The organism is Streptomyces clavuligerus (assembly GCF_005519465.1).
Taxonomy (GTDB): domain Bacteria; phylum Actinomycetota; class Actinomycetes; order Streptomycetales; family Streptomycetaceae; genus Streptomyces; species Streptomyces clavuligerus.
Genome location: NZ_CP027858.1, coordinates 2,010,462 through 2,025,826 on the forward strand (window position 1 = coordinate 2,010,462; position 15,365 = coordinate 2,025,826).

The window sequence follows — 15,365 nt, forward strand, 5'->3', positions numbered from 1 at the left end:
GAAGCCGTTATCCCTTCACTGCGCCGGAGGTGAGGCCCGCGGCCATCTTCTTCTGGATGATCATGAAGAAGATCACGACCGGGATGGCGACGATGACCGAGGCGGCCATCAGCGCGCCGTAGTCGGTGCCCCGGGAGGTGGTGAAGTTCGCCAGCCAGATGTTCAGCGTGTACTTGTCGTTGTCCTGGAGAACGATGTACGCGAGCATGTACTCGTTCCACGCGTTGATCAGCGAGAAGATCGACGCAGCCGCGAGACCCGGGGCGAGCAGCGGGAAGATGATCCGCCAGAAGGCGCCCATCTGGGTGCAGCCGTCCACCATCGCGGACTCCTCCAGCTCCTTCGGGATGTTGATCACGAAGCCGCGGATCATCCAGGTGGCGAAGGGGAGCGTGGAGACCAGGTAGATGATGATGATGCCCCAGAACTCGTTCAGCGCGCCGAACTCGTTGAGCTGGAGGTAGATCGGGATCAGCATCGCCGTGGGCGGCAGCAGCTGCACCACGATGAGCACGATCATGAGCGCCCGGCGGCCGTGGAAGCGGAAGCGTCCGATGGCGTACGCGGCGACCGTGGCCAGCAGCATGGCGCCGGCGACGGCGGTGACACTGATGATCAGACTGGCCTGGATGGCGGTGTCGAAGTTCTCGTACTTCACCGCGCGCTTGAAGTTGTCGAAGGTCAGCGAGGAGGGCCAGAGGGTCTGGTCCCAGCTGCGGATCTCCCGGTTGGGGCGGAGGGCGCTGACGACGAGCCAGTACACCGGGAAGGCCATGACCGCGAAGGTCAGCATTCCCAGCGTGTTGTAGATGTGGCGGCTCTTCTTCTTGCGGTCCGTCGAGCGCATGGGCTTGGCGGCGGGCGCGGTCTTCACGGTGTTCACGGGCGTCTCGGTCTCCGGCGCGGGGGCGGTGGTGCTCAATCGACCTCTCCGATCTTGAGCAGCTGGCGCAGGTAGTACACGGCGACACCGGACAGCAGCAGAACGGTGATCAGGGAGATGGCCGCGCCCTGGCTGAAGGAGTTGTTCTCGAATGCCTTGTTGAAGGCGTAGAGGCCGATGATCTCGTACTCGGGCTCGGGCTTTCCGCCGCGCATCAGCCAGACCTGGCCGAGGACGTTGAAGTCCCAGATCACCGAGAGGGTGGCGACCATCTGGAAGACGGGCTTGATCACCGGGAAGGTCACATAGCGGAAGTTGCCGAAGGCGTTGACGCCGTCGATGGCGGCGGCCTCCTCCAGCTCCTTCGGGACCTGGGTGAGGGCGGCGTAGAGCGTGATGGCGATGAAGGGAATGGCGCCCCAGACAACCACCGCGCCGATGATGAGGAAGCCCTGCTTGTAGTCGAGCCACCAGTTGTGGCCCTGGAAGTCCAGCCCCAGGTACTTGGTCAGGACCATGTTGAGCACGCCGTAGTCGGAGTCCGACAGCCAGCGGAAGATGGAGGACGCCACCATGACCGGGATGGACCAGGCGGCGATCAGCGCGCCGGTCAGGGCCAGCCGGGCCCAGTCGGACATGCGCTGCATCATCAGCGCGACGCCCAGACCGAGGGCGAGGCTGACGACCACACAGGCGATCATGAAGACCACGGTCAGGATGACCGAGTCCCAGAACTCGCCGTCGGTGAGGATGTTCTCGAACTGCTCGAAGCCCACCCACTCCGGCTCGGTGCCCAGCCAGAGCTCCTTGCGGCCCACGTCCTGGAAGGACATGATCACTGTCTTGATCAGCGGCCAGACGAACACCGCGGCGATGGCGATGAACGCGGGCGCGATCAGCAGATAGGGCAGCAGCGCCCCCTTGCGTCTCCGCCGACCACCCCCGCCGGGCGCCTTGGGTTCATGGACTCCTGCGGGCCGCTTGTCGGCCGCCGCCGGGGAGGCGGCTTGGGGGTCAGGTCCCCCGGGGGTCTTGAGCTCGGCGGCACTCATGGTGCGTGGCCTTCCGTTCGACTTGTCACCTGAGGCGGGGGTGACGGCCCGGCGCGGGCGCCGGGCCGTCACCCCCCGGGGAGATCAGAGGCTGGTGACCGGAAAGGTCAGGCACCCTCGGTGTTGATCAGCTTGTTGATCTCCGCGTCGGCCTTCTTCGTGGCGTCGGCGACCGAGGTGCCCCGGATGATGTCGAGCAGCATCAGCTCGATGATCTCGGACTTCTCGATCGCGGCCCAGCCCGGGGCGATCGGGGTGAACCAGGCGCCCTCGACCGCGTTGGCCGCGGCGGCGGTCTCCGGCTTGGTCTTCATCGCCTGGAGCTGCTTGGTGTTGTTCGGCAGGGTGGCCTTGGCCATCAGGCCTTCCTGCGACTTCTCGTTCGTGTAGAACGAGATCCACTCCTCGCCCAGGTCCTGCTGCTTGGACTTGGCGATGGTGGCGAGGTCCGAGCCGCCGATGAAGGTCGGGAGCGCCTTGCCCTCGGGGCCGGGCATACCGGCCGCGAAGATCTTGCCGTCCAGCTTCGGGTTGCCGTTCTGGCCACCGACGACGCTGCCGGCCTCCCAGGCGTTGCCGTAGATCACGGCGGCCTTCTCGTTCGCCATGACGTTGGCGTGGTCCTGCTCGTCCTTGGTCTTGTCGGCCTTGTTGTACTTCTTGACCAGGTCGACGTAGTGCTGGATGCCCTTCTGGGCCTCCGGGCTGGAGAGCGAGGCGGTCCACTTGCCGTCGCCGTCCACCTCGGCGATCTTCCCGCCGTACGCGGCCACGTAGGACATGGCGGCGTACCAGTACTTACCGGGCAGGTAGAGGGAGGAGAAGCCCTTGTCCTTGCCGAACTTCGTCTGGACCTTGTCCAGGGCGGCGGTCAGCTCGGCCTCGGTGGCGGGGAGCTTGTCGCCGGCGCCGGCCTTCTTGAACATGTCGGCGTTGTAGACGGCGACGCGGGCACCGGCGTAGTAGGGCACGCAGAAGAGCTTGCCCTCGTAGGTGCAGGTGTCCTTCAGACCCTTGATCCAGGTGTCCGAGTTCGCGTACTTCTTCTCGTCGATCTCGCCGAGGGCGCCACCGAGGATGTAGGTCATCGTCTCGGTGTTGCCCAGCTCGACCACGTCGGGGAACTTGTCACCGGAGAGGGCGGCGTCGAGCTTCTTGGTCTTGTCGGCCCACTGCTGGAACTGGACGTTGACCTTGACCTTGGGGTACTTCGCGTTGAACTGCTTGGTGGCGTCGCTGACGACCTGGGGCCAGGTGGACTGCGCGTCGTTCATCAGCCACACGGTGAGCTCACCGGTGCGGTCCTTGGGGTCCTTCGCCGCGTTGTCCTTGTCGTCCGACCCACAGGCCGCGACCGAGACCATCATGGCCGCCACACCGACCGCAGCAATCAGCTTGCGCTTCACGCCACACCCTCCTCAAGGGATGCAAGATTTCCCCCCACCGCCCGGGAGTGCACAACACGCAGTGACAGTGCTTCAGGTCTGCCCGTGGGGCTGGGACCTGGTCTTTAATGGTTTAGACCAGTACCCGGGAGCTTGGCCTAGACCTTTTGGGGTGTCAAGGGTGTATAAGAAGGGCAGTCGCGTCCGTTATAGGACCGACACCTGAGGGAGGGCGACGACCCGTGACCGGACCGTGCCACCATGTGAGCCGCTACAGACGGAGGAGCCGGTGACGGCAGCAGCGCAGGAGTCGGGAAGGCTGGGCATGACCACGGACGGGGTGGGGACGGAGAGCGAGGGCGGGGCGTCGACCCGCACTGCGCGCGTACCAAAGTACTACCGGCTCAAGCGCCACCTTCTGGACATGACAGAGACTATGCCCCCGGGGACGCCTGTGCCCCCCGAACGTACGCTCGCGTCCGAATTCGACACCTCACGGACCACCGTACGGCAGGCACTTCAGGAGCTGGTCGTCGAGGGGCGGCTGGAACGCATCCAGGGCAAGGGCACCTTCGTGGCCAAGCCCAAGGTGTCGCAGGCGCTCCAACTCACCTCGTACACCGAGGACATGAGGGCCCAGGGACTGGAGCCCACCTCGCAGCTCCTGGACATCGGCTATGTGACGGCGGATGACACCCTGGCCGGGCTGCTGGACATCACCACCGGCGGACGGGTGCTGAGGATCGAGCGGCTGCGGCTCGCGAGCGGCGAGCCGATGGCGATCGAGACCACCCACCTCTCGGCCAAACGCTTTCCCGCGCTGCGGCGGAGCCTGGTGAAGTACACCTCGCTCTACACCGCGCTGGCCGAGGTGTACGACGTCCGTCTGGCCGAGGCGGAGGAGACCATCGAGACCTCGCTGGCGACCCCGCGCGAGGCGGGGCTGCTGGGGACCGATGTGGGTCTGCCGATGCTGATGCTCTCGCGCCACTCGCTGGACGCGCGGGGGGAGCCGGTGGAGTGGGTGCGCTCGGTCTACCGGGGCGACCGCTACAAGTTCGTCGCCCGCCTCCAGCGCCCGGCGCACTGAGGCGGCCATGCCTCAGGGCCGTCGGCGACGGCGGCCCTGAGCGCGGCACCTCCCTGGTCAGTCGGCCGTGCCCCGGGGGACGATCCATTCGGTGAGCTGGCCGGTGACTTCGGCGATCAGATCGAAGTCGCCGTCGTAGTGCAGCAGGGTCAGCCCATGGCGCTCGGCCGTGGCCGCCACCAGAAGGTCCGGGATGGACAGCGCCCGGTGATTGCCCTTCCGCGCGCAGAAACCCTGCACCTCGATCGCACGGGCGACGATCTCGTCGGTGGTGGGAAACCACTCGAACGCCTGGCGCCGCCCCAGCATCCGCTCGTAGTCGTCCGCGTTCCGGGCGCTGAAGAGCAGCTCAAGATCGATGATTCCGGACGTGCCCACCAGCCCCCGCAGCAGCTTGGGCTCCAGAGCCGCCCTCACCCCCGGCTTCCCGGCCCGCGCCCAGACGCTCATGTCGACCAGGTAGCGCGCTACTGCCATGCCCCCGCCATCACCTCGGAGTCGGCGAGGTCCGGATACTCCCCCGCCGCCAGTTCATCCAGATGACGCAGCTGGGTCTCCAGGGCCACCAGTCGGCGCAGGGCCTCGTTCACGGTGGCTTTCTTGGTCGCCGTGCCCAGTATGTCCGCCGCCTGGGCCAGCAGCTCATCATCGAGGTCGATCTGCGTTGTGGTCATCGAAGCCTCCCGATCTCATATATGCATCGATCCACATTGCATACATTGACTAGACAATACAGCATACATCGCTGGCGCGATCCTCCCCATACCGGACCGGCGGACCCCCAGCGAGCACCTACGCTTCACGGCGCCCCCTGCTCACGCTCAGCTCACCCATCGCCACCCCTGCGACACAACATCTGGTGGGCATCACCACTCATCGCCACCACATGTATGCTCATCTCGCTGTCGACGCAGAGGAATCCGGTGGGAATCCGGAACTGTCCCGCAACGGTGTGCTGTGGTGCCTTTGTCGTACCCGCAAGTCCGGACGTCTGCCGACAGCGCGCCCGGCTCATCCGAACCGGGTGCCGAGACGTCCGGGCCTCGCGGTTAGGGTCGGTGGACGCCGCCGGAAGCGCCTGCCCCACGGGTACGCGCGCCCTGCGGCCTGCCCGCCCGCCCCGCCGGCCCGTGAGCCGAGCGAGGGAGAGCACCACGTGACCATCGCGCCAGCCGATCCGGCTTCGGGCAGCGCCGAGCAGATCATCCGGCCCACCACCCCCCAGGTCACGGGGGAGACCGCCGCGCCCGTCCCCGGGCACGGCGAGGACGGCCCCGGGACCGCGCTGCTGCGGACCCTCACCGACCTCACGGCCGATCTGCCGGACACCGACCCCGGACGGGTCGCCGCCGCCGCCCTGCGCGGCCGGCACCCGGGATCGGACGCGGCCGAGCTCCGCGGACTGGCCACCGACGCCGCCGCGGGCCTCATCGCCGAGGACCCCGCCTACTCCCGGCTCGCCGCGCGACTGCTCACGCTCACCATCGGCGACGAGGCCCGCAGCCAGGGCGCCGTCTCCTTCTCCGCCTCGGTCGCCGTCGGGCACACCGAGGGCCTGATCGCCGACCGGACCGCCGCCTTCGTCGCGCTGCACTCCGCCCGGCTGGACGCGCTGATCGACCTCGACGCCGACGACCGCTTCGGCTACTTCGGCCTGCGCACCCTCTACAGCCGCTATCTGCTGCGCCACCCGATCACCCGGAAGGTGGTCGAGACCCCGCAGCACTTCATGCTCCGGGTGGCCTGCGGGCTGGCCGAGGACGACACCGAGCGGGCCCTCGACGAGGTCGCCGCGCTCTACCGCCTGATGAGCCGGCTGGACTACCTCCCGTCCTCGCCCACGCTCTTCAACTCGGGCACCCGCCACCCGCAGATGTCCTCCTGCTACCTCCTGGACTCCCCGCAGGACGAGCTGGACTCCATCTACGGCCGCTACCACCAGGTCGCCCGGCTCTCCAAGCACGCGGGCGGCATCGGCCTCTCGTACTCGCGCATCCGCTCCCGCGGCTCCCTCATCCGCGGCACCAACGGCCACTCCAACGGCATCGTGCCGTTCCTGAAGACCCTGGACGCCTCGGTCGCCGCGGTGAACCAGGGCGGGCGCCGCAAGGGCGCCGCGGCCGTCTATCTGGAGACCTGGCACGCGGACATCGAGGAGTTCCTGGAGCTGCGCGACAACACCGGCGAGGACGCCCGGCGTACCCACAACCTCAACCTGGCCCACTGGATTCCGGACGAGTTCATGCGCCGGGTCCAGGCGGACACCGAGTGGTCGCTCTTCTCCCCGGCCGACGTGCCCGAGCTGGTCGACCTGTGGGGCGACGAGTTCGACGCCGCCTACCGCAAGGCCGAGGCCGCGGGCCTGGCCCGCCGGACCCTGCCCGCGCGGGAGCTGTACGGCCGGATGATGCGCACCCTCGCGCAGACCGGCAACGGCTGGATGACCTTCAAGGACGCCTCCAACCGCACCGCGAACCAGACCGCCCTGCCCGGCCACACGGTCCACTCCTCCAACCTCTGCACCGAGATCCTGGAGGTCACCGACGACGGCGAGACCGCCGTCTGCAACCTGGGCTCGGTCAACCTGGGCGCCTTCGTCAGCGGCGGCGACATCGACTGGGAGCGGCTGGACGCCACCGTGCGCACCGCCGTGACCTTCCTCGACCGGGTCGTGGACATCAACTTCTACCCGACCGAGCAGGCGGGCCGCTCCAACACCAAGTGGCGTCCGGTGGGCCTGGGCGCCATGGGCCTCCAGGACGTCTTCTTCCAGCTCCGGCTGCCGTTCGACTCCGCCGAGGCCCGGGCGCTGTCCACCCGGATCGCCGAGCGGATCATGCTGGCCGCGTACGAGGCGTCCGCCGACCTCGCCGAGCGCCACGGACCGCTCCCCGCCTGGGAGAAGACCCGGACCGCGCGGGGTGTGCTGCACCCGGACCACTACGGCGTCGAGCAGCACTGGCCCGAGCGCTGGGCCGCGCTGCGCGAGCGCGTCGCCACCACCGGTATGCGCAACTCGCTGCTGCTGGCCATCGCGCCGACCGCGACCATCGCCTCCATCGCCGGTGTCTACGAGTGCATCGAGCCGCAGGTCTCCAACCTCTTCAAGCGCGAGACCCTGTCCGGCGAGTTCCTCCAGGTCAACTCCTACCTGGTGGCGGAGTTGAAGCGGCTCGGCGTCTGGGACGCCCAGACCCGTGAGGCGCTGCGCGACGCCAGTGGCTCGATCCAGGGCTTCAACTGGGTCCCGGACGAGGTGCGCGAGCTGTACCGCACGGCGTGGGAGATCCCGCAGCGCGGACTGATCGACATGGCGGCGGCACGCACCCCGTACATCGACCAGTCCCAGTCGCTGAACCTCTTCATGGAGACGCCCACCATCGGCAAGCTCAGCTCGATGTACGCGTACGCCTGGAAGCAGGGGCTGAAGACCACCTACTACCTGCGGTCCCGCCCGGCGACCCGGATCGCCCGCGCCGCCTCCGGCACGGCCGCCGCCGCGCCCGCCACCGTCCCCGTCCAGCAGGTGCCCCAGGACGCGGTCGCCTGCTCCCTTGAGAACCCCGAGTCCTGCGAGGCCTGCCAGTGACGTCCCCGACCCCCACGAAGAACCTGCTCGACCCCGGCTTCGAGCTGACGCTGCGCCCGATGCGCTACCCGGACTTCTACGAGCGCTACCGGGACGCCATCAAGAACACCTGGACCGTCGAGGAGGTCGACCTCCACTCCGACGTGCCCGACCTGGCCAAGCTCAGCCCCGGTGAGCAGCATCTGATCGGGCGGCTCGTCGCCTTCTTCGCCACCGGTGACTCGATCGTCGCGAACAACCTGGTCCTGACGCTGTACAAGCACATCAACTCCCCCGAGGCCCGGCTGTACCTCAGCCGTCAGCTCTTCGAGGAGGCCGTGCACGTCCAGTTCTATCTGACCCTGCTCGACACCTATCTCCCCGACCCGGAGGACCGCAACGCGGCCTTCGCCGCCGTGGAGAACATCCCGTCCATCCGGGAGAAGGCGCAGTTCTGCTTCCGCTGGATGGACTCGGTGGAGAAGCTGGACCAGCTGGAGACCCAGGCCGACCGCCGCCGTTTCCTGCTCAATCTGATCTGCTTCGCGGCGTGCATCGAGGGGCTGTTCTTCTACGGGGCCTTCGCCTATGTGTACTGGTTCCGCTCGCGCGGGCTGCTGCACGGTCTGGCCACCGGCACCAACTGGGTGTTCCGTGACGAGACGATGCACATGAACTTCGCCTTCGAGGTCGTGGACACGGTCCGCAAGGAGGAGCCGGAGCTGTTCGACGACGCCCTCCAGCAGCAGGTCACCGACATGCTGAAGGAGGCCGTGGAGGCGGAGCTCCAGTTCAGCCGGGATCTGTGCGGCGACGGTCTGCCGGGCATGAACACCGAGTCCATGCGCGAGTACCTCCAGTGCGTGGCCGACCAGCGGCTGGCCCGGCTGGGCTTCGCCCCGGTGTACGGCTCGGAGAACCCGTTCTCCTTCATGGAGCTCCAGGGCGTCCAGGAGCTGACGAACTTCTTCGAGCGCCGTCCGTCCGCCTACCAGGTGGCGGTCGAGGGCTCGGTGGACCTCGGCGAGGACTTCTGACCGGGGGCCCCTGACCCGTTTCCCATGAGGAAGGGCCCCGTCCGTGGCGGACGGGGCCCTTCCTCATGGCGTCGGGGCGGTACCGGGGTCAGTTGTTGGGGACGACCGGGTAGCGGGGGGTGCCCTCCGCCATCTGCCGCAGGGCGTCCTTGCGGTCCCGCTTGGAGAGCCGGTCGATGTAGAGCCGCCCGTAGAGGTGGTCCGTCTCGTGCTGGAGGCAGCGGGCGAAGTAGCCCGTGCCCCGGACCCGGATCGGGTTGCCGTGCAGGTCCTGGCCGGTGACCTCGGCGTAGTCGGGGCGGGCCAGCTCGGCGTAGGCCGTGGGCACGGAGAGGCAGCCCTCGTTGGCGTCGTCGAGCACCCGCCGCTCGGGCGGCAGCTCGGCCAGGACCGGGTTGACGACATGGCCGACATGGCGCACCCCGTCGTCGTCCGGGCAGTCGTAGACGAAGACCTTCCGGTCCACGCCGATCTGGTTGGCCGCGAGCCCCACGCCCTCGGCGGTGCGCTGGCTGGCGAACATGTCGTCGACCAGCCGCGCCAGCTCCTCGTCGAACGCGGTCACGTCCTGGCACTCCTGGTGGAGCACGGGATTGCCGACGACCGTGATGGGACGCGAGGTGCCCCGTTCGCGGAAGGCGAGCTCGCGCGCCTCGCAGTCCTCCGTGTCCACGACGAATCCCTCGTCGTCCACGGCAACGGTCTCGTTGACCTGCTGGTCCGTCTCCTGCTGCGACGCCATGTCTGCCGTACGCCTTCCTCGGTCCTCGGTGTTGAAGTGCGCTGGAAATGCGCTGTCAGCGGTGACCGTCCGGAGTCGGCCGGTCGCGCGTCGGCCGGTCGCCGAGCGGGTCGGCCGGTCAGCCCGGGCCGGCCCCGCGTGTCGTCCGTGCCGTTCGCGTCGTCCGCTGTTCCTCGTACAGCCTACGGGCAGACGTCGGCACCGTGGCAGCGGACGGTCAGCACACCTCTTCGAGATCCCGCCACTCACGGGTGTCGGGGCTGTCGGCCACCCAGCCGTCGAGCAGCCCGCGCACCAGGGAGGCGGGGGCGGCTATCCCGCATTCGCGCTCCGCGGACCACAGCTCGCCCGAGGTGCGGTGGCCGAGCGGCCCGGGGTGCCCCGGCTCGCTGTGGTCGTGCGGGTCGAGGTGCTCGCCCTCGCCCTCCGCGCTCGGCATCCGGCTCTCGGAGCAGGAGCGGCAGAGCAGCCGCACGGACGAGGACCAGTCCTCGGCGGCGTAGCCCGCGTCGGACGCCAGCCGCTCCAGGGCGTCCCGGTCGGCCTCGGTCGCGGCCTCCAGGAGGACCACCCAGGTGGGCACGGGTGAGGGCGCCCACAGCTCGATCTCGTCGAAGACGGGGTACGAGGGGCCCGCGGCGGTGGTCCGCTCCCCGTTGGGCACCCCGTCGTGGAGGACGACCTCGCCCCAGCGGCGGCCGGAGGAGGGCAGCGGGATGGAGAGCACCTCCATCCGGGCCGGGTCGAGTCTGCGGCCCCAGACCACCTCGGCCTCGCCCTCGGGCGAGAGCCGTACGGCCGCGCTGCCGAGGTCCATGGTCAGCGGCCCGCCGCCGGCGCCCGCGCCGGAGCGGCCGGGGAGCCCGGGGACCCGCAGCCCGTACGCCTGCCAGGCGCGGCGGGCCAGCGGCCAGTCCTGGAGGGCGGTGGCGGCGATGCCCACATTCCACCAGTCGGGGGCGCCCCCGTCCTTGTCGAGCAGGGCCACGGCCCGCAGCCCGGCGGCGCGTGCCTGCTCCCAGTCATGGCGGAACTTGTGCAGCAGCGCGAGGTTGAACCAGGACTCCGAGAGCCACGGCTCCAGATCGGCGGCCCTGGTCAGCAGCGCGCCCGCGTCCTCGTACCGGCCGTCGCCGATCAGCGTGAACGCGCGGTCGGTTGCCTGCCGCCACGAGGTGGACGGCCGATGCCGTACCTTCCCGAAGATCTTCACGATAACCGCCTGCCGGTCGTTCGGGTGATGGACCCGGACGCTGTTGGTGTGCTTCCTGACCTTGCTCTCGTGTGTCCGCTTGACGCTGGCCGTGCCTCTCTTTCGCATCCAACCATGCCTGCCTTAAGGCTGGCTCATTACCCATGGGTTACCCCTGGAGCAAAGGGTCCAGACCTCGTCGGATCAGCGGCTTCGGCCTCCGGCGGAGGCGCCGGGGCCGCGCTCGGCGGACCGCGGGGACGCCCCGGCGGACAGGGGGCCGCCCCGGCTCAGGACCCGGGCCAGGCACTCCACGACCTCGGGGTGGTACTCCCGGCCCGCGCCGCGGCGCAGCAGCTCCAGCGGCCCGGGCGGGCCGTCCGTCGCCCGCTCCGCGTGCCCGTCCGCGCCGTCGTGCCCCGCCGCGGCGCCGTCGCCCGCCGGGCCGCCGCCGTCCGCGCCCACCGCCGCCGGTGCCTCCCCCGGCGCGGGGGATTCCGCCCGCGCCCCGGGTACGGCTCCGGTCCTGGCCCCGGGGCCGGTCCTGGCTCCGGCTCCGGCTCCGGCTCCGGCTCCGCTGAGATCGTCGTACGCGTTGACCGCGCGGATGATCCGGGCGGGCAGCGGCTGCTCGGGGAGGGGGTCCGCCTGCCGCTCCACGATCACGGCGACCTCGGCGGGCACCCCGGTCTGCCGTACCACGGCCCCGCCGAGCCGGGCGATCGTGCGCTGCTCGGCGGCCGGGAGCAGCGCCGTCGCCCCGTCGGGCACGGGGTCGACCAGGGAGAGCTGACCGATGTCGTGCATGAGGGCCGCGTACTCCAGAACGGTCAGATCCTCCCCGGTCAGCCCCATCTCACGGCCGACGGCGCAGCTCAGCGCGGCGACCCTGCGGGAGTGGCCGGGCGGGGTGTATCCGGCGATCTCGGTGGAGCGGGCGAGGGAGGTGATGATCTGCCGATAGGTGGCGCGGACCGCCTCGTACCGCCGGAAGGAGAGCTGGGTGAGGAGCAGCGGCACACAGAAGACGGGCAGGGCCCACAGCCCGGCGACGGCCACGGCGAGGGCGATGACCGCCCCGGTGGCGCAGACCGCGGAGCCGATGCCGAGGAGCGCGCGCAGTTCGTCGCGGAGCAGCGAGCCGTAGGGGAAGCCGGTGCGGGCGCACAGCACCAGCGCGGCGAGCAGAGCGTCCCACAGCGCGGTGAGCACGGTGAGGACCAGCAGGAACAGGGCGTACGAGGAACCCTGCGCCCAGTGCACCAGCTCGCCGGAGTTATAGATCGGCTGGAAGCACCCGGCGGCGAAGACGCAGGTCAGCACCCTGCGCAGCACATGGTCGAGGGCGGGTCCCGGGCCGTGGGCGAGCTGGGGCAGGGCTCCGGCGAGCGCTCCGGCGGCCACCACGGCGACGACCTGGAGGACTCCGTGGCCGGTGGGCTCGCCGCCGCACTCGCCGAGCAGGGCGTACGCGAGGGCCGCGGCGGCGCCGAGCGGCGCGGGCTCCCGTTCCCCGGGGGCGGCGCCCCAGCGGGCCAGCTCGCCGATGGCGATCAGGGCGCCGAAGGAGAGCGCGGTGACGGGTTCGTGGAGTCCGCCGCGGACGGTGGCGACGACCGCGGCGGCCAGGAGGAGCGCTCCGGCGGTGTGGACGGCGAGGAGGACGGCGGTGCCGGGGCGGGGCGGGCGCGGGAGCGCGCCCCGGCGGCTGCCGTGGGTGCGGCGGTGTGACCCCGCGGCCCGGCTCACGCGGGCCCGCCCGGGGTGCGTGTGCGCCCCGCGACCCGTGCGGACTGGGCGGGGATCGCCCCGCCGGGCCCCTCGACCCGGCCGTCCGCGGGCCCCGCACGGGGCTTCGGCGGCTGCTGCCCGGTGGGGTCGTCGGCGGTGACCTCACTCTCCCAGCCGTGCCGCTCCAACGCCCGGACCAGGGCTTCCACCATCCGCGGATCGAAATGGGAGCCCGCGCAGCGCCGCAGTTCCGCGAGGGCCACCGGGACCGGGCGGGCCCGGGAGTACGAACGGGTCGAGGTCATCGCGTCGAACGCGTCCGCGACGGCGACCACCCGGGCGAACTCGGGGATGCGCTCCCCCGCGAGTCCGCAGGGGTAGCCGGTGCCGTCCATCCGTTCATGGTGGTGGAGGATCGCGCTCCTGGCCTCGCCGAGGAAACCGATGCCGCGCACGATCTCATGGCCGTACTCGGGGTGGAGCTGGATCACCCGGCGTTCGTCGTCGGTCAGCGGCCCCTCCTTGCGCAGTACCCGGGTCGGCACCCCGAGCTTGCCCACGTCATGGAGAATCCCGGCGAAGCGGATCACCTCGACCCGGCGTTCGTCCCAGTTCAGCTCGCGGGCGATGAGCACCGAGGCCCGGCCGACCCGTTCGCTGTGGCCCCGGGTGTAGCGGTCCTTGAGGTCGACGGCCTGCACCAGGGCGCGGATGGTGGCCTGGTGGGCGGAGCGCTCGCGGTGGTACTGCTGGAAGAGCCAGCAGGAGATGTACATCGGCAGCAGCACGAAGAGCGCGGAGACCGGCCCGTACGGGCTGGTCCACAGGACCGCCATCATCAGCCCGGCGAGCCCGTGCACCAGATGGGGGACGAGGGAGCGCAGCACGAGTCCGCGCCAGGCGGTGGGCGCGGGCTGCCGTTCGGCCGCCGCGAGGATGCCCGCTTCGAGAACGGTGAGCACCAGACAGAAGGTGACGGCGGCGGCCGCGGCGGGGAGCAGCGCGAACGGGAAGTGCGGACTGTGCTGTCCGTCGAGGGCGGTTCTGCCGCCGAGCAGGGCGTCCGCGGTGGCGGCGCTCCAGGTGGCGAGGGCGAGCTGGGCGGCGCGCCAGACGCGGCGCACGGCGGCGGGTCCGCCTGCGACCGGGCCCAGCGCCGCCCCGGGCACGGCGACCAGCGCGGCGGCGGCGGGCGGCAGCAGAAAGGCGGCGGCCAGCAGCACCGGGAAGAAGGACCCGGCGTTCACCGGCAGGGCGGGGCCCGGACAGCGGCGGCGGGAGGGCATCTCGCAGCCCGCGTAGAGCAGGGCGAGCAGGGCCACGACGCACCAGCCGACGCGGTTCTCCTGCCAGAGCGCGGGCAGTGCGCACGCCACCGCGCAGAGCAGGGCGCAGAGAATGTACGCGCGTGCCGTCGCCGGTACGGAGCCCACGGCGCCGCCCCCCTTCGCATCTCGCGCGTCACGCTAGCGAGTTGAGGGGGCGGGTGCGGCCGGGGCGACCGTGGTTCGCACAGACGAGTGACGGTTGGTACGTACGAAGAGGGCGTGCCGTGACGGACACGGCACACCCTCTTCGCACACGCTTGCGGCGTACGGTCGTACGGCCAGTCGAGCGTGGTGTTCCCCGGCGGTCAGTCCGCTCCGGGAGCCTCCCGGACGGGGGCCTCCTCGCGGGCCGTGGCGCTCTCCGGGACGGAGGCGCCCTCGCGGGCCGGGGCCTCCCCGGGGACCGTGACGGTCAGCTCCTCCTCCGGGACGGCGTGGCCGGAGCGGATCAGATCGATCCGCCCCATGACCTTCGCCCGCAGGTCGGAGGGGACGTCGTCATGGCCGCAGCACCGCTTGACCAGCTTCTTGACCGCCTGCTCCAGACCGTACTTCTCCAGGCAGGGGGAGCACTCCTCGAAGTGCGTCTCGAACTTGGTGCAGTCGCTGTCCGGCATTTCCCGGTCAAGGAACTCATAGAGATGGTCGAGCACCTCCGAGCAGTCCGTCTCGTGCGGGTCTCCGCAGCTCATGAGCCCGAACCTTTCGCTTCGTCCGACTCCCCCGCACCGGCCGGGACGAGTCCGCGCTCCCGCGCGTAGTCCTCCAGCATGCCGCGCAGCTGGCGGCGGCCCCGGTGCAGACGGGACATCACCGTACCGATGGGGGTACCCATGATGTCCGCGATCTCCTTGTAGGCAAAGCCTTCGACGTCCGCGAGGTAGACGGCGATGCGGAACTCCTCGGGAATGGCCTGGAGCGCGCCCTTCACATCGGAGTCCGGCAGATGGTCGAGCGCCTGGGACTCGGCGGAGCGCAGCCCGGTCGACATGTGCGACTCGGCGCGCGCGAGCTGCCAGTCCTCGATCTCCTCGGCGGCGCTGCGCTGCGGCTCCCGCTGCTTCTTGCGGTAGGAGTTGATGAACGTGTTGGTCAGAATCCGGTAGAGCCACGCCTTGAGGTTGGTGCCCTCGCGGAACTGGTGGAACGACCCGTATGCCTTGGCGAAGGTCTCCTGCACCAGGTCCTCGGCGTCGGCCGGGTTCCGCGTCATGCGCAGCGCGGCGGAGTACATCTGGTCGAGGTAGCCGAGGGCGTCGCGCTCGAAGCGCGCGTTCCGCTCGGCAGCCGTCTCCGCAGGCTGTACCGTCTGGCCGTCTTCGGTCCCAGTGACCGGACCCACCTCCTTCGACGATCC

The 15,365-nt window shown here is 70.2% G+C and carries 14 protein-coding genes and 1 riboswitch; of the genes, 3 read left to right on the top strand and 11 right to left on the bottom strand.

Going from position 1 to position 15,365, the window contains the following annotated elements:
- Positions 1-7: 7 nt before the first annotated feature.
- From CRV15_RS08025 to CRV15_RS08035, 3 genes are all read right to left on the bottom strand, one after another.
- Positions 8-922 carry a carbohydrate ABC transporter permease gene (locus CRV15_RS08025; protein ID WP_009997488.1) on the bottom strand — a complete coding sequence of 305 codons (915 nt, stop codon included), beginning with the start codon at positions 920-922 and terminating at the stop codon, positions 8-10.
- Positions 919-1,935: a carbohydrate ABC transporter permease gene (locus CRV15_RS08030; protein WP_003953971.1), complete on the bottom strand. Its 1,017-nt coding sequence runs from the start codon at positions 1,933-1,935 to the stop codon at positions 919-921. The genes CRV15_RS08025 and CRV15_RS08030 overlap by 4 nt, the downstream gene beginning before the upstream one ends.
- 107 nt (positions 1,936-2,042) lie before the next feature.
- Positions 2,043-3,341, bottom strand: a complete 1,299-nt coding sequence (locus tag CRV15_RS08035; RefSeq protein WP_003961765.1) for an extracellular solute-binding protein — start codon at positions 3,339-3,341, stop codon at positions 2,043-2,045.
- Positions 3,342-3,645: 304 nt separating this feature from the next.
- On the opposite strand from CRV15_RS08035, the gene CRV15_RS08040 reads away from it, so the two are divergent.
- The gene (locus CRV15_RS08040; RefSeq protein ID WP_003953969.1) at positions 3,646-4,410 is read left to right on the top strand and encodes a GntR family transcriptional regulator; all 765 of its coding nucleotides are present in this window, start codon (positions 3,646-3,648) and stop codon (positions 4,408-4,410) included.
- A gap of 57 nt (positions 4,411-4,467) precedes the next feature.
- Here the strand turns inward: CRV15_RS08040 and CRV15_RS08045 are convergent, their stop codons facing one another.
- Positions 4,468-4,887 carry a PIN domain nuclease gene (locus CRV15_RS08045; protein WP_003953968.1) on the bottom strand — a complete coding sequence of 140 codons (420 nt, stop codon included), beginning with the start codon at positions 4,885-4,887 and terminating at the stop codon, positions 4,468-4,470.
- Complete coding sequence (locus CRV15_RS08050; protein ID WP_003953967.1) at positions 4,878-5,084, bottom strand: type II toxin-antitoxin system VapB family antitoxin; 207 nt, start codon at positions 5,082-5,084, stop codon at positions 4,878-4,880. Before CRV15_RS08050 ends, CRV15_RS08045 begins: the two co-directional genes overlap by 10 nt.
- Positions 5,085-5,299: 215 nt before the next feature.
- Positions 5,300-5,423, top strand: a riboswitch (cobalamin riboswitch).
- 143 nt (positions 5,424-5,566) lie between these two features.
- Here CRV15_RS08050 and CRV15_RS08055 point away from each other — a divergent pair.
- Both CRV15_RS08055 and CRV15_RS08060 read left to right on the top strand, forming a co-directional pair.
- Positions 5,567-7,999 carry a ribonucleoside-diphosphate reductase subunit alpha gene (locus CRV15_RS08055; protein ID WP_003953965.1) on the top strand — a complete coding sequence of 811 codons (2,433 nt, stop codon included), beginning with the start codon at positions 5,567-5,569 and terminating at the stop codon, positions 7,997-7,999.
- Positions 7,996-9,015, top strand: a complete 1,020-nt coding sequence (locus CRV15_RS08060) for a ribonucleotide-diphosphate reductase subunit beta (protein WP_003953964.1) — start codon at positions 7,996-7,998, stop codon at positions 9,013-9,015. Before CRV15_RS08055 ends, CRV15_RS08060 begins: the two co-directional genes overlap by 4 nt.
- 88 nt (positions 9,016-9,103) lie before the next feature.
- Here CRV15_RS08060 and def read toward each other — a convergent pair whose 3' ends face one another.
- From def to CRV15_RS08090, 6 genes are all read right to left on the bottom strand, one after another.
- Positions 9,104-9,757: a peptide deformylase gene (gene def, locus CRV15_RS08065; protein WP_003953963.1), complete on the bottom strand. Its 654-nt coding sequence runs from the start codon at positions 9,755-9,757 to the stop codon at positions 9,104-9,106.
- Between the two features lie 217 nt (positions 9,758-9,974).
- A complete protein-coding gene (locus CRV15_RS08070) occupies positions 9,975-10,970 on the bottom strand; it encodes a tetratricopeptide repeat protein (RefSeq protein WP_003953961.1) in 996 nt (331 codons plus the stop codon).
- 183 nt (positions 10,971-11,153) lie between these two features.
- Entirely contained in the window at positions 11,154-12,578 is a 1,425-nt protein-coding gene (locus tag CRV15_RS08075; protein WP_230864249.1) for an HD-GYP domain-containing protein, read from the bottom strand.
- A 116-nt stretch (positions 12,579-12,694) separates the two neighbouring features.
- The gene (locus tag CRV15_RS08080) at positions 12,695-14,113 is read right to left on the bottom strand and encodes an HD-GYP domain-containing protein (protein WP_003953959.1); all 1,419 of its coding nucleotides are present in this window, start codon (positions 14,111-14,113) and stop codon (positions 12,695-12,697) included.
- Positions 14,114-14,313: 200 nt separating this feature from the next.
- Positions 14,314-14,700, bottom strand: coding sequence for a mycothiol system anti-sigma-R factor (gene rsrA, locus CRV15_RS08085; RefSeq protein WP_003961760.1), 387 nt, complete (start codon positions 14,698-14,700; stop codon positions 14,314-14,316).
- Entirely contained in the window at positions 14,697-15,350 is a 654-nt protein-coding gene (locus tag CRV15_RS08090; protein WP_003953957.1) for a sigma-70 family RNA polymerase sigma factor, read from the bottom strand. The genes rsrA and CRV15_RS08090 overlap by 4 nt, the downstream gene beginning before the upstream one ends.
- Positions 15,351-15,365: the final 15 nt, after the last annotated feature.

Excerpts from the sequence above, each read along its gene's own strand:
- rsrA (WP_003961760.1), bottom strand. The coding sequence starts at position 14,700 with ATGAGCTGCGGAGACCCGCACGAGACGGACTGCTCGGAGGTGCTCGAC.
- CRV15_RS08030 (WP_003953971.1), bottom strand. The coding sequence starts at position 1,935 with ATGAGTGCCGCCGAGCTCAAGACCCCCGGGGGACCTGACCCCCAAGCC.
- CRV15_RS08050 (WP_003953967.1), bottom strand. The coding sequence starts at position 5,084 with ATGACCACAACGCAGATCGACCTCGATGATGAGCTGCTGGCCCAGGCG.
- def (WP_003953963.1), bottom strand. The coding sequence starts at position 9,757 with ATGGCGTCGCAGCAGGAGACGGACCAGCAGGTCAACGAGACCGTTGCC.
- CRV15_RS08040 (WP_003953969.1), top strand. The coding sequence starts at position 3,646 with ATGACCACGGACGGGGTGGGGACGGAGAGCGAGGGCGGGGCGTCGACC.
- CRV15_RS08045 (WP_003953968.1), bottom strand. The coding sequence starts at position 4,887 with ATGGCAGTAGCGCGCTACCTGGTCGACATGAGCGTCTGGGCGCGGGCC.